The 14,072-nt window shown below is 56.4% G+C and carries 12 protein-coding genes and 3 tRNA genes; 13 read left to right on the top strand and 2 right to left on the bottom strand.

The window, feature by feature from the left end; genetic code table 11:
• Positions 1–63: 63 nt before the first annotated feature.
• On the bottom strand, positions 64–1,119 hold the full coding sequence (gene rsgA, locus EH164_RS20215; protein ID WP_206430684.1) for a small ribosomal subunit biogenesis GTPase RsgA: 1,056 nt from the start codon (positions 1,117–1,119) through the stop codon (positions 64–66).
• Between the two features lie 94 nt (positions 1,120–1,213).
• Here rsgA and orn point away from each other — a divergent pair, with 94 nt between their 5' ends.
• The 4 genes from orn (at position 1,214) to EH164_RS20195 (ending at position 2,387) form a co-directional block, all read left to right on the top strand.
• Positions 1,214–1,759 carry an oligoribonuclease gene (gene orn / locus EH164_RS20210; protein WP_023478488.1) on the top strand — a complete coding sequence of 182 codons (546 nt, stop codon included), beginning with the start codon at positions 1,214–1,216 and terminating at the stop codon, positions 1,757–1,759.
• A 254-nt stretch (positions 1,760–2,013) separates the two neighbouring features.
• A tRNA-Gly gene (locus EH164_RS20205) sits at positions 2,014–2,089 on the top strand.
• Positions 2,090–2,162: 73 nt separating this feature from the next.
• Positions 2,163–2,238, top strand: a tRNA-Gly gene (locus EH164_RS20200).
• Between the two features lie 73 nt (positions 2,239–2,311).
• Positions 2,312–2,387: transfer RNA gene (locus EH164_RS20195), tRNA-Gly, on the top strand.
• Positions 2,388–2,656: 269 nt separating this feature from the next.
• Here the strand turns inward: EH164_RS20195 and queG are convergent.
• Positions 2,657–3,796: a tRNA epoxyqueuosine(34) reductase QueG gene (gene queG / locus EH164_RS20190; protein WP_124970442.1), complete on the bottom strand. Its 1,140-nt coding sequence runs from the start codon at positions 3,794–3,796 to the stop codon at positions 2,657–2,659.
• A gap of 14 nt (positions 3,797–3,810) precedes the next feature.
• Here queG and nnr point away from each other — a divergent pair, with 14 nt between their 5' ends.
• From nnr to hflC, 9 genes are all read left to right on the top strand, one after another.
• A complete protein-coding gene (gene nnr / locus EH164_RS20185; protein ID WP_124970439.1) occupies positions 3,811–5,322 on the top strand; it encodes a bifunctional ADP-dependent NAD(P)H-hydrate dehydratase/NAD(P)H-hydrate epimerase in 1,512 nt (503 codons plus the stop codon).
• Positions 5,315–5,776, top strand: coding sequence for a tRNA (adenosine(37)-N6)-threonylcarbamoyltransferase complex ATPase subunit type 1 TsaE (gene tsaE / locus EH164_RS20180; protein ID WP_124970436.1), 462 nt, complete (start codon positions 5,315–5,317; stop codon positions 5,774–5,776). The genes nnr and tsaE overlap by 8 nt, the downstream gene beginning before the upstream one ends.
• A 16-nt stretch (positions 5,777–5,792) precedes the next feature.
• On the top strand, positions 5,793–7,121 hold the full coding sequence (gene amiB / locus EH164_RS20175) for an N-acetylmuramoyl-L-alanine amidase AmiB (RefSeq protein ID WP_124970433.1): 1,329 nt from the start codon (positions 5,793–5,795) through the stop codon (positions 7,119–7,121).
• 11 nt (positions 7,122–7,132) lie between these two features.
• Entirely contained in the window at positions 7,133–9,010 is a 1,878-nt protein-coding gene (gene mutL, locus EH164_RS20170; protein ID WP_124970430.1) for a DNA mismatch repair endonuclease MutL, read from the top strand.
• Entirely contained in the window at positions 9,003–9,953 is a 951-nt protein-coding gene (gene miaA, locus EH164_RS20165) for a tRNA (adenosine(37)-N6)-dimethylallyltransferase MiaA (protein WP_124970427.1), read from the top strand. Before mutL ends, miaA begins: the two co-directional genes overlap by 8 nt.
• A gap of 96 nt (positions 9,954–10,049) precedes the next feature.
• Positions 10,050–10,355, top strand: a complete 306-nt coding sequence (gene hfq, locus EH164_RS20160; protein WP_023478362.1) for an RNA chaperone Hfq — start codon at positions 10,050–10,052, stop codon at positions 10,353–10,355.
• 74 nt (positions 10,356–10,429) lie between these two features.
• Complete coding sequence (hflX, locus tag EH164_RS20155; protein ID WP_023478522.1) at positions 10,430–11,710, top strand: ribosome rescue GTPase HflX; 1,281 nt, start codon at positions 10,430–10,432, stop codon at positions 11,708–11,710.
• 82 nt (positions 11,711–11,792) lie between these two features.
• On the top strand, positions 11,793–13,049 hold the full coding sequence (gene hflK, locus EH164_RS20150) for an FtsH protease activity modulator HflK (protein ID WP_023478440.1): 1,257 nt from the start codon (positions 11,793–11,795) through the stop codon (positions 13,047–13,049).
• Between the two features lie 2 nt (positions 13,050–13,051).
• Positions 13,052–14,056 carry a protease modulator HflC gene (hflC, locus tag EH164_RS20145; RefSeq protein ID WP_124970424.1) on the top strand — a complete coding sequence of 335 codons (1,005 nt, stop codon included), beginning with the start codon at positions 13,052–13,054 and terminating at the stop codon, positions 14,054–14,056.
• The last annotated feature ends 16 nt before the right edge of the window (positions 14,057–14,072 follow it).

The following is a 14,072-nucleotide window of genomic DNA, read 5'->3' as shown; positions in this document are numbered from 1 at the left end:
ACCCGACGCCCGGCGTCGGAGTCTTAAAATGGGGGACGATTCTAACGACGCTTAGCTTAGTTGTCAGTCATCTGATTCAGAAAAGCTTTTACGCGTCTTTACCTGCGACATGCTTTCGAGAATACGGTGATAATTTTCGAAGCGGCTCTCCGCGATTTTGCCGTTCTCTACCGCTTCGCGGATCGCACAACCGGGATCGGTATCGTGCTTGCAGTCGCGATATTTACAGTGACCGAGATAATCATGGAATTCGACAAAACCGTGGGTGATTTGTTCCGGTTCGAGATGCCAGAGGCCAAACTCGCGCACGCCCGGAGAATCAATCACATCGCCGCCCTGCGGGAAGTGGTAGAGGCGCGCGGCGGTGGTGGTGTGCTGGCCCAAACCTGAAACGTCAGAGACGTCATTAGTGAGGATCTGCTCCTCGTTGAGGCCGAGCAGCGCATTGAGCAGGCTCGATTTGCCGACGCCGGACTGGCCGGCAAAGATGCTAATGCGATCGGTCAAGGCTGCGATCAGCGGATCAAGGCCATCTTTCGCATGGCTGGAGACCATCAATACGCGGTAGCCAATATGACGATAGATATCCATCTGCTCGTTGACGAACGCCAGGCCCTCTTCATCCAGCAGATCGGTTTTATTCAGCACCAGCAGCGGTTCAACGTCCAGCGCTTCGCAGGCCACCAGATAGCGGTCAATAATGTTGAGTGAGAGTTCAGGCAGGATCGCCGAGACGATAACGATTTGATCGATATTGGCGGCGATGGGTTTAACGCCATCGTAGAAATCCGGGCGCGTCAGCACCGAGGTACGCTCGTGCACCGCTTCGACAATCCCTTTCACGTTGACGCCTTCCGCGGCCGCTTTGCCTGGCCGCCAGACCACGCGATCGCCGGTAACCAGCGAGCGGATAGTGCGGCGAATATTGCAGCGATGCACATCGCCGTCGACGGATTCTACATCGGCATGCATACCAAAGCGGCTAATGACCACCCCTTCGGCCGTTTCGCCAAACAGGTTGTCATCGTAATCGGGTTTCTCCGTCGAGGTTTTCAGTCGGCGCTCATGGTTCGCTTTAACGCGGCGCTGCTGTCCCTTGGAGAGTTTATTTTTACTCAATCGTGCTGGCTCCTGGTCGCCCCGGATGGGCAAAACCTCTATGATACACTCAATTCTGGATGAATATAGTGACGCGATAAGGGTGGAAAATAGCATGAGCGCAAATGAAAACAACCTCATTTGGATTGATCTCGAAATGACGGGCTTAGATCCCGAGCGCGATCGCATTATTGAGATCGCGACACTGGTGACCGACGCCAACCTCAATATCCTGGCGGAAGGGCCGGTGATGGCAGTGCATCAATCCGACGCGCAGCTGGCGTTGATGGATGAGTGGAACGTGCGAACCCACACCGGCAGCGGCCTGGTTGAACGCGTTAAAGCGAGCACCTTTGACGATCGCGCGGCGGAGCTGGCGACGATTGAGTTTCTGAAAGAGTGGGTACCGGCCGGTAAATCGCCCATTTGCGGCAACAGCATCGGCCAGGATCGCCGTTTCCTGTTTAAGTACATGCCGGAGCTGGAAGCCTACTTCCACTATCGCTACCTGGATGTCAGCACCCTGAAAGAGCTGGCGCGCCGCTGGAAACCGGAAGTGCTGACCGGCCTGAAAAAGCAGAATACTCACCAGGCGCTGGATGATATTCGCGAATCGGTGGCGGAGCTGGCTTACTACCGCGAACACTTTATTAAACTGTAAGCGTCTGCGTGCGCAGAGCCGATATGTCGTTTTCGGCTCTGCAAACCAGTGCTGGCGCGGTTTTGCTGCAAAAATGTGCGTTTTGTCGATTAAATCGGCAGTTAAACAAAAAAAACGAAAATTTGCTTTCAGGGGCTTGCAGCAGGAATGATTTCTCGTATAATGCGCCTCCCGTGAAGACACAGAAATGTGAAACACGGCATCACGAAATTTCAGCGGTTAAATGCTTTAACTTGTTGAAATAGCGCTGATAAGCGGGAATAGCTCAGTTGGTAGAGCACGACCTTGCCAAGGTCGGGGTCGCGAGTTCGAGTCTCGTTTCCCGCTCCAAATTTGAATTGCCTCAAGGCACGCACCATCCAGATTTACTGGTTCACGGCGATTAGCCAGGCCAGATAAATATGCGGGAATAGCTCAGTTGGTAGAGCACGACCTTGCCAAGGTCGGGGTCGCGAGTTCGAGTCTCGTTTCCCGCTCCAAATTTGAAATGCCTCAAGGCACGCACCATCCAGATTTACTGGTTCACGGCGATTAGCCAGGCCAGATAAGTATGCGGGAATAGCTCAGTTGGTAGAGCACGACCTTGCCAAGGTCGGGGTCGCGAGTTCGAGTCTCGTTTCCCGCTCCAATCTTTCATCTCCAAAAAATTATCCACAGCGAAGAAGCGCGCTGCGGGCGATTTCCTTTCGTGCTAAAAAAGTATTGTGAACAGAGTTATCCACAGGGTGAGCTTTGCTTAGCCTGGATTCTATTGCTTCGCTTATCAGATTATCTCGTTGTAACTTACTGAATTTTAAAATAAAAATAACATGTCAAAATGTTAACACGATCGCTTGACGAATTTGTTAACGTTGAAACGTAATGTGTTTTTAATTTTATTCACAAGCTGTGGATGGCTCAGGCATCGCGCGGCAGACCCTTTTCAACCACCCGCACCAGGCGCTGTTTTTGTGGCAGCTGCACCTCAACGACGCAGGCATTACGCTTCTCAATTTGCTGCGCAATCGCCCAGGTTATGTGCTCATCAAGAAGTGGGTGCTCACCCAGCCGCTGTTTCAGCGCCACAATATTAGCCTCATCCCACGGCGCATTGCCCAGCGCGACCGCAATATTGCGCAGCCAGCGCAGGTGACCGATACGGCGAATAGCCGACCCCTCCGTGACTTTCAAAAAGTGCGCTTCACTCCAGGCGAACAATTCAATCAATGCTGGCGCGTGCAGGGCTTTGCGCGGGCTGAAATCCGGCTCATCCGTAAGCTGCGAGAAGCGGTTCCACGGGCAGATAAGCTGACAGTCATCGCAGCCGTAAATCCGGTTACCGATAAGCGGGCGAAATTCCTCGGGGATCGCACCCTCTAACTCAATGGTGAGATAGGAGATACAGCGGCGCGCATCGACGGTATAGGGCTCGACAATCGCCCCGGTTGGGCAGATGGTCATGCAGGCGACGCAGCGTCCGCACGCTTCCTCGACCGGTTGATCGATAGGCAAAGGCAGATCAATCAGCAGTTCGCCAAGAAAGAAAAACGACCCTGCATCGCGGCTGAGAATAAGTGAGTGCTTACCTGTCCAGCCAAGCCCGGCTTTTTCCGCCAGCGGCCGCTCAAGAATGGGCGCAGAGTCGACAAACGGTCTAAAATTCAGCGAAGCACACTGCTGCTGGATCAGCTCGCCGAGCTTTTTAAGGCGGCTGCGCAGCAGCTTATGATAATCGCGACCCAGCGCGTAGCGGCTGACATAGCCGAGCGCCGGATTTTTTAGCGTGCTGGCGAAGGCCGCGTTCGGCGGCAGGTAGTTCATCCGTACGCTGATAACGCGAAGCGTGCCGGGGAGAAGCTCATGGGGGCGGGCGCGCATCATACCGTGACGCGCCATCCACTCCATCTCGCCGTGATACTGCTTATCCAGCCACGCCTGCAGCTTCGGCTCGCTGGCGGTGAGATCGGTATCGGTAATACCGACCTGCTGAAAACCTAATTCAGTGCCCCATTGCTTGATTTGTTGCGCTAACTGATTGAGATCGAGGGGCTGTGACATGACGGACCATAGAGATGAAAAAAAACGCGGCAAGTATACCACACTCCATCTGGCCTGCTGGCGACCTGAAACGTCTCGAACAAGAGGCGGCCGACAGCCTCGGCATTACGTTATACGAATTGATGCTGCGCGCAGGCCAGGCCGCCTTTCAGGTGTCGCGGGATAATTTCCCTGCGGCGCAGCACTGGCTGGTGCTCTGCGGGCATGGCAATAACGGCGGCGATGGCTATGTGGTCGCGCGCCTTGCTGCCGCTGCGGGCATTGAGGTTACCCTCATCGCACTAGGGAGCGATAAACCGCTGCCTGAAGAGGCGACGCAGGCACGTGAGGCCTGGCTCAATGCCGGCGGCATGATCCACGCCGAAGAGGCGCTCTGGCCTGAAGGTGTTGATCTGATTATCGACGGCCTGCTCGGCACTGGCTTGAGCAGCGCACCGCGCGACAACGTTGCGGCGCTGATTACGCGCGCCAACCAGCACGCTGCGCCGCGTATTGCCCTTGATATCCCTTCTGGCCTTAATGCACAGACCGGCACAACACCCGGTGCAGTGATTCAGGCCAGCCACACCATAACTTTTATCGCCTTGAAACCGGGCCTGCTGACCGGCAAAGCGCGCGATGTGGTAGGGCAATTGCATCACCATGCGCTGGGGCTTGAGGCCTGGCTTGATGGGCAGCAGCCACCCCTTTCCCGTTTTGACGCCAGCCAACTTTCAGAATGGTTTACGCCGCGCCCGCCAACCTCTCATAAAGGTGATAACGGGCGGCTGGTGATCATTGGCGGCGACCACGGTACGGCGGGCGCGATTCGTATGACGGGCGAAGCGGCTCTGCGCACCGGTGCTGGTCTAGTGCGTATTCTAACGCGCCGCGAGAACATTGCCCCCATCATCACCCAGCGGCCGGAACTTATGGTTGATGAACTTACGCCAGAGTCTCTTGATGAGAGCCTCGAATGGGCCGACGTGGTGGTGATTGGCCCCGGCCTTGGGCAGCAGGAGTGGGGCAAAAAAGCTCTGCAAAAAGTTGAGAACTTCCGTAAACCGATGCTGTGGGATGCGGATGCGCTGAACCTTCTGGCAATCAACCCCGATAAACGTCACAATCGCGTATTGACGCCGCACCCCGGCGAAGCGGCGCGTCTGCTTAACTGCAGCGTGGCGGAAATTGAGAGTGATCGCTTACTTTCGGCGCAGCGTCTGGTAAAACGCTATGCGGGCGTGGTGGTGCTGAAAGGCGCGGGCACGGTGGTGGCGAGCGCAGACGGCGAATGCGGTATTATTGATGCCGGCAATGCCGGAATGGGCAGCGGCGGCATGGGCGATGTGCTCTCTGGTATTATCGGCGCGCTGCTCGGACAGAAATTCAGTTTGTATGATGCTGCTTGTGCAGGCTGCGTCGCGCACGGCGCGGCGGCGGATCTGCGGGCGGCGCAGTATGGCCAGCGCGGCATGCTGGCTACCGATCTTTTTAGCACGCTGCTGCGTGTTGTTAACCCGGATGTAATTGATACAGAAAATGATTAATCGCGTGATCCCTTTACCTGATGAACAAGCCACCCTCGATCTCGGCCAGCGCTTGGCGCAAGCGTGCGCGGGCGCAACGGTGATCTATCTGTATGGCGATCTTGGTGCCGGCAAAACGACCTTTAGCCGCGGCTTTCTGCAGGCACTGGGCCACAACGGGAATGTGAAAAGCCCGACCTACACGCTGGTGGAGCCGTACGACCTCGATAAGCTGATGGTCTATCACTTCGATCTCTATCGGCTCGCCGATCCGGAAGAGCTGGAGTTTATGGGCATCCGCGACTATTTTGCCAACGACGCGATCTGCCTCGTCGAGTGGCCGCAGCAGGGCACAGGCGTATTGCCGGAGCCGGATATTGAAATCCATTTAGATTATCAGGCGCAGGGGCGTGAGGCGCGCATTGGCGCGGTATCCTCATCGGGCGAATCGTTACTGGCGCGTATGGCTGGTTAACAGGAAAGGTGACGGGATGATCTCTCGCATAACAAGTTGGTTGGCGCTTACGCTGTTGATGCTCTGTTTCCAGGTTAACGCCGCGAGTTTAGCGGATATTCAGGTATCGAATGGCGAGAACCAGGCACGTATCACCTTCAGTTTTATGGGCGATCCTGACTATGCGTTTAGCCAGCAGGGCAAGCGCAGCGTGGCGCTCGATATTAAGCAGACCGGCATTATCCAGGGGCTACCGCTGCAATTTAGCGGTAATAACCTGGTAAAGAGCATCCGTGCCGGGACGGCGAAAGATAACCAGTCGATCCGCCTGGTGGTCGACCTGACGCAAAACGGCAAAACCCGCGCGGTAAAACAGCAGAGCGGAGCAGGGTATACAGTGGTCTTCACCATCGATGCCGATGCGCCACCTCCGCCTCCGCCGCCGCCCGTGGTGGTGAAGCGCGCCGAGGCCCCGGTTATGAGGCCGCAACCAACCGCGCCTGCGCGCAACCCGTTTAAACCGGATAACGATCGCATTACCAGCGTGGTGAGCAGTAATACCACCACCCGGCCCGCCGCACAGACGCGCGCGGCCTCGGGCGATAAAGTGATTATTGCGATTGATGCCGGTCACGGCGGTCAGGATCCCGGCGCGATTGGCGCTGGCGGCACGCAGGAGAAGAGCGTGACGATTGCCATCGCGCGTAAGCTTCGCGCTTTGCTCAATGCCGACCCGATGTTTAAGCCCGTGATGACCCGCGACGGCGACTACTTTATTTCAGTGATGGGCCGTTCGGACGTGGCGCGTAAACAGAACGCCAACTTCCTGGTTTCGATTCATGCGGATGCCGCGCCAAACCGCGACGCGACGGGCGCCTCGGTGTGGGTGCTCTCTAACCGCCGCGCAAACAGCGAAATGGCAAGCTGGCTTGAGCAGCATGAGAAGCAGTCCGAACTGCTGGGCGGTGCGGGCGATGTGCTGGCTAACAGCCAGTCCGACCCTTATCTCAGCCAGGCGGTGCTCGATCTGCAATTCGGCCACTCCCAGCGCGTCGGCTATGATGTCGCCACCAATATGCTGAGCCAGCTTCAACGCGTGGGCGCGCTGCATAAACGCCGCCCGGAGCATGCGAGCCTTGGCGTGCTGCGCTCGCCGGATATTCCCTCTGTGCTGGTGGAAACCGGGTTTATTAGCAATCGCAGCGAAGAGCGACTGCTTGCCAGCGACGATTACCAACAGCAAATCGCGGCGGCCATTTATGGCGGCCTGCGTAACTACTTCCTTGCGCATCCTCTGCAATCAGCCCCGCAGGGCGGTGCGCAAATGGCGAATGCGGGCGCGCCCGCAGATGGTCTGCTTAACTAAGGATTCTTTTCATGCCGATACAGGTTCTACCGCCACAGCTTGCGAACCAGATCGCCGCAGGCGAAGTGGTTGAGCGTCCTGCGTCGGTAGTGAAAGAGCTGGTGGAGAACAGCCTTGATGCTGGTGCAACACGCATCGATATCGATATTGAGCGCGGCGGCGCCAAGCTTATCCGCATCCGCGATAACGGCTGCGGGATCAAAAAAGAGGAACTTGCGCTGGCGTTAGCGCGTCATGCCACCAGTAAGATTGCTTCTCTTGATGATTTAGAAGCGATCATTAGCCTCGGCTTTCGCGGCGAAGCGCTGGCGAGTATCAGTTCGGTTTCACGCTTAACGCTCACTTCGCGCACCGCTGAGCAGCAGGAAGCGTGGCAGGCCTATGCCGAAGGGCGCGAAATGGCGGTCACGGTAAAACCGGCCGCTCACCCGGTTGGCACCACGCTTGAAGTGCTGGATCTCTTCTACAACACCCCGGCGCGGCGCAAGTTTATGCGTACGGAAAAGACTGAGTTCAACCATATCGATGAGGTGATCCGCCGCATCGCACTGGCGCGCTTCGACGTCACTATTAACCTCAACCATAACGGTAAGATGGTGCGCCAGTACCGCGCGGTCGCGCAAGGCGGGCAGAAAGAGCGTCGTCTGGGTGCCATTTGCGGGATGCCTTTTCTTGAAAAGGCACTGGAGATTGAGTGGCAGCACGGCGATTTAGCCCTGCGCGGCTGGGTTGCCGATCCCAATAGCAACACTGCTGCGTTTACCGATATTCAATACTGCTATGTGAATGGCCGCATGATGCGCGACCGGTTGATTAACCATGCCATTCGCCAGGCCTGCGAAGATAAGCTCGGTGCCGATCAGCAACCCGCTTTTGTGCTCTACCTGGAGATCGACCCGCATCAGGTGGATGTCAACGTCCACCCAGCTAAGCATGAGGTGCGCTTTCACCAGTCGCGGCTGGTGCATGATTTTATCTATCAGGGCGTGCTGAGCGTGTTGCAGCAACAGCTTGACGCGACGCTGCCGCTCTCGGACGAACCTGCGCCGCGCGCGCTGCCGGAAAACCGCGTTGCCGCCGGGCGCAATCAGTTTGCTGAACCACGTGCTGCGCGCGAACCCGAGGCTGGATCCTATTCATCCTCTTCCAGCGGTGGGTCCTCCTCCGGTGCCTCTTCCCGTACGCCTGCGAGCAGCGATCGCGGCTGGCCGAATGCGCAGCCGGGTTACCAGAAACAGCAGGGCGCGCTCTACCAGAAGCTGCTGGAAACGCCGGTGGTTGAGCCGAAAGCGGAGAAGCGAGCACCCGCTGCAACGCCAGCGCTCGACGGGCACAGCCAGAGTTTTGGCCGCGTGCTGACGCTGATTGCCCCACACTACGCGCTGCTTGAACGCGACGGCAAGCTGGCGCTGCTGGCACTGCCAGTGGCCGAGCGCTGGCTGCGTCATGCGCAGCTCTCGCCGGATAATGGGCCGGGCTGCGGGCAGCCGCTATTGATTCCGGTACGGCTGAAAATTTCCACTGATGAGAGCGCGGCGCTTAAGCGCGCGCAGCCCGTGCTGACGCAAATGGGCATCGAATTTGTGCCGGATGGCCATCACGTGACCATTCGCGCGGTGCCTTTACCCTTGCGCCAACAAAATTTACAAAACTTGATTCCTGAACTGTTAGGCTACCTGGCGCAGCAGGCAAGCATTGACGCGGTGAATATTGCCCACTGGCTGGCGCGCCGTCTGGCGACCGAACATGCGCAGTGGAGCGTCGCTCAGGCGATCACTTTATTGGCCGACGTCGAACGGCTTTGTCCGCATCTGGTAAAGACCCCGCCGGATGGTTTATTACAACCTGTTGATTTACAAAAGGCGATGAACGCCCTGAACGATGAGTGAAGTGAGTAAGGCAAGCCTGCCGAAGGCAATTTTTTTGATGGGCCCAACGGCCTCCGGTAAAACAGCGCTCGCAATCGCGTTACGTAAAGTTTTGCCAGTTGAGTTGATAAGCGTTGATTCAGCCCTTATTTATCAAGGCATGGATATCGGTACAGCTAAACCGAACGCGGAAGAGCTTCGCGCTGCGCCGCACCGGTTGCTTGATATCCGGGATCCGGCGCAGGCCTACTCGGCAGCTGATTTCCGCCGCGATGCGCTGGCCGAAATGAAAGCGATCACCGATGCAGGCCGTATTCCTCTGCTGGTGGGCGGCACGATGCTCTACTTTAAGGCGCTGCTGGAAGGATTATCCCCCTTGCCATCAGCCGATCCGAAGGTACGAGCCGAGATTGAACAGCAGGCTGCAGAGCGTGGATGGGATGCGTTACATGCGCAGTTACAGATAATCGATCCTGTCGCTGCAGCACGAATCCATCCGAATGATCCGCAAAGGCTTTCCCGGGCACTGGAAGTTTTTTTCATTTCGGGTAAAACTTTAACAGATCTGACGCAAACGTCAGGAGACGCTCTGCCTTACCAGGTGCATCAGTTCGCCATCGCCCCGGCGAGCCGTGAACTGCTCCATCAGCGAATCGAGCAGCGTTTTCACCAGATGTTAGCTTCAGGTTTTGAAGCAGAAGTGCGGGCGCTATTTGCTCGCGGAGATTTGCATACGGATATGCCTTCCGTTCGTTGTGTGGGATACCGCCAGATGTGGTCCTATCTTGAAGGCGAGATTTCATACGATGAAATGGTTTATCGAGGTATTTGCGCGACGAGGCAGTTAGCCAAGCGACAGATGACCTGGCTACGCGGATGGGATGAGGTTCACTGGTTAGAGAGTGAAAAGCCAGAAAAGTCTTACCATGACGTGTTACAGGTAGTTAGTGCTATCGCAGGGTGAATGTGTACAATTACCGCGTATCGTGCGCAAATTTTTACGCAGTTTTCAGAGCTTCCGGGTTCTAAGTACAAAACAAGCATATAAGGAAAAGATAGAATGGCTAAGGGGCAATCTTTACAAGATCCGTTCCTGAACGCACTGCGTCGGGAACGTGTTCCAGTTTCAATTTATTTGGTGAATGGTATCAAACTGCAAGGACAGATTGAGTCTTTCGATCAGTTCGTAATTTTGCTGAAGAATACAGTCAGCCAGATGGTTTATAAGCACGCGATTTCAACTGTTGTTCCGTCCCGCCCGGTTTCACATCACAGCAACAATGCGGGTGGCGGCTCCAACAACAACTACCATCATGGTAGCAACGCGCAAGGCTCTGCACAGCAGGACAGCGAAGAAACCGAGTAAGGTTGAAGGCTGATTTCCAGATCGGGGAGCCAGTTTCGCTGTGTTCCCCGCTGGTATTTAATGAGGGTTTACGCTTGTTTGACCGTTATGACGCCGGTGAGCAGGCGGTGCTGGTACACATCTATTTTTCGCAAGACAAAGATATGGAAGATCTCCAGGAGTTTGAAGCTCTGGTCTCTTCCGCCGGTGTCGAAGCAATGCAGGTGATTACCGGTAGCCGTAAAGCACCGCACCCCAAATATTTCGTTGGTGAAGGTAAAGCAGTCGAGATTGCAGAAGCCGTAAAAGCAACGGGTGCGTCCGTCGTACTCTTTGATCATGCGCTATCCCCTGCCCAGGAACGTAACCTGGAGCGACTGTGCGAATGTCGCGTTATCGATCGCACCGGCCTGATTTTGGATATTTTTGCCCAGCGTGCACGAACGCACGAGGGGAAATTGCAGGTAGAACTGGCGCAGTTGCGCCATCTGGCGACGCGCCTTGTGCGTGGCTGGACCCACCTTGAAAGACAGAAGGGCGGGATTGGTTTGCGTGGTCCGGGTGAAACCCAGCTCGAAACCGACCGTCGTTTGTTACGTAATCGCATTACTCAAATCCTCTCGCGCCTGGAAAAGGTTGAGAAACAGCGTGAACAGGGGCGTCGTTCCCGTACTAAGGCGGATATTCCTACGGTTTCACTGGTGGGTTATACCAACGCCGGTAAATCGACGCTGTTTAACCAGATAACCGAAGCGCAGGTCTACGCAGCTGACCAGCTGTTCGCCACGCTGGATCCGACGTTGCGCCGCATTGACGTCGCAGATGTCGGTGAAACCGTACTGGCCGATACCGTCGGCTTTATTCGCCACCTGCCGCACGATCTGGTTGCCGCGTTTAAAGCAACGCTGCAGGAGACGCGCCAGGCGACGCTGCTGCTGCACGTGATTGACGGCGCTGATGTGCGCGTGCAGGAAAATATCGACGCGGTGAACACGGTGCTCGAAGAGATCGACGCACACGAAATCCCGACGCTGCTGGTGATGAACAAGATCGATATGCTGGAGGATTTCGAGCCGCGTATCGACAGAGATGAAGAGAACAAACCGACCCGCGTCTGGCTCTCCGCCCAGACGGGGGCTGGCGTACCACTGTTATTCCAGGCTTTGACAGAACGTCTTGCCGGCGAAGTTGCGCAGCACACGCTGCGACTGCCAGCGGAAGAGGGGCGTTTAAGAAGCCGGTTTTATCAGCTTCAGGCAATAGAAAAAGAGTGGACGGAAGAGGATGGCAGCGTAGGTATGCAGATACGGATGCCTATCGTTGACTGGCGTCGACTCTGTAAACAAGAACCGGCGCTCGAAGAGTACATCGTTTGATCGGCAAAGCCTGAAGATTTTTCCCCTTTGGGGGTGCCCGCCTGTGCGGGCATACACCGCAAAATAAATATGGAGCACATACATGGCGTGGAATCAGCCCGGTAACAACGGACAAGACCGCGACCCGTGGGGAAGCAGCAAACCAGGCGGCAACTCTGAGGGAAATGGAAACAAAGGCGGTCGCGATCAGGGGCCACCTGATCTGGATGATATCTTCCGCAAGCTGAGCAAAAAGCTCGGCGGTCTGGGCGGTGGCAAAGGCACCGGCGGGAGTAATCCAGGCGCTTCTGGCCCTCGCAGTCCACTGGGCGGGCGCGTGTTCGGCATCGCTGCCGTTGCTGCCGTGGTGATCTGGGCTGCAACCGGCTTCTACACCATTAAAGAAGCGGAGCGCGGCGTGGTGACACGCTTTGGTAAGTTCAGTCACCTGGTTGAACCGGGTCTGAACTGGAAGCCGACCTTTATCGACAACGTGACGGCGGTAAACGTCGAATCCGTTCGTGAACTGGCGGCCTCTGGCGTGATGCTCACCTCTGATGAAAACGTCGTGCGCGTTGAGATGAACGTGCAGTACCGTGTGACCGATCCTGAGCGCTATCTGTTTAGCGTTGCCAGCGCCGATGACAGTCTGCGCCAGGCGACCGACAGCGCCCTGCGCGGCGTAATCGGCAAATACACCATGGATCGTATTCTGACCGAAGGGCGTACCGTTATTCGTAGCGATACCCAGCGCGAGCTGGAAGAGACCATTCGTCCTTACAACATGGGTATTACCCTGCTGGACGTCAACTTCCAGGCCGCTCGTCCGCCGGAAGAGGTGAAAGCCGCGTTTGATGATGCGATTGCCGCCCGTGAAAACGAGCAGCAGTTCATTCGTGAAGCGGAAGCCTACACCAATGAAGTGCAGCCACGTGCGAACGGCCAGGCGCAGCGTATCCTCGAAGAAGCGCGCGCGTACAAAACGCAGACCGTGCTGGAAGCGCAGGGTGAAGTGGCGCGTTTTGCCAAGATCCTGCCTGAGTATAAAGCTGCTCCGGAAATCACCCGTGAGCGTCTCTATATCGAAGCGATGGAGAAAGTGCTGAGCCACACCCGTAAAGTGCTGGTGAATGATAAAGGCGGCAACCTGATGGTGCTTCCGCTGGATCAGATGCTGAAAGGCGGTAGCGCGCCGGCGGCGAAGAGCGACAGCAACGGCGCAAATAATCTGCTGCGTCTGCCGCCTGCCTCCAACTCCGGCAGCAGCGCCAACAGCAATTCGACTTCCTCAGCGGGAGATATCATGGATCAACGCCGCGTCAACGCGCAGCGTAACGACTACCAGCGTCAGGGGGAATAACGATGCGTAAGTCAGTAATCGCGATCATCATCATCGTGCTGGTAGTGTTTTTCACCTCGATTTTCGTGGTGCGAGAGGGCGAGCGCGGAATTTCGCTGCGCTTCGGTAAAGTGCTGCGTGACGGCGACAACAAGCCGTTAGTCTTCGAACCGGGCCTGCACTTCAAACTGCCGTTTATTGAATCGGTCAAACTGCTTGATGCGCGTATCCAGACCATGGATAACCAGGCGGATCGCTTTGTGACCAAAGAGAAGAAAGATCTGATCGTCGACTCCTACATCAAGTGGCGCATCAGCGATTTCAGCCGTTACTACCTGGCTACCGGTGGCGGTGACGTCTCCCAGGCAGAAGTGCTGCTGAAACGTAAGTTCTCTGACCGTCTGCGTTCTGAGATTGGTCGCCTGGATGTTAAAGATATCGTCACCGACTCCCGCGGCCGTTTGACCTCGGAAGTGCGCGATGCGCTGAACTCTGGCTCTGCGGGCACCGAAGATGAAGTGGTTACGCCTGCGGCGGACGATGCTATCGCGAAAGCCGCTGAACGCGTTCAGGCTGAAACGAACGGCAAAGTGCCGGTCATCAACCCGAACAGTATGGCCGCGCTGGGCATTGAAGTGGTCGATGTGCGCATTAAGCAGATCAACCTGCCGACGGAAGTGTCGGATGCGATCTACAACCGTATGCGCGCCGAGCGTGAAGCGGTTGCACGTCGCCACCGCTCACAGGGCCAGGAAGAGGCGGAAAAACTGCGCGCTACCGCGGACTATGAAGTGACGAAAACGCTGGCGGAAGCCGAGCGTCAGGGTCGCATCATGCGTGGTGAAGGCGATGCCGAAGCGGCGAAACTGTTTGCTGATGCCTTCAGCCAGGATCCGGACTTCTACGCCTTTATCCGTAGCCTGCGTGCGTACGAAAACAGCTTCGACAGCAATCAGGATGTGATGGTACTCAGCCCGGATAGCGATTTCTTCCGTTATATGAAGACGCCGGCGTCCACCGCGCGCTAATATCGCGTCAACGGTT

It is taken from the genome of Kosakonia sp. CCTCC M2018092 (assembly GCF_003864115.1).
In the GTDB taxonomy this organism is placed as follows: domain Bacteria; phylum Pseudomonadota; class Gammaproteobacteria; order Enterobacterales; family Enterobacteriaceae; genus Kosakonia; species Kosakonia cowanii.
Note: the sequence above shows the minus strand (reverse complement) of the source record. Positions and strands in the feature narration are given on the sequence as shown.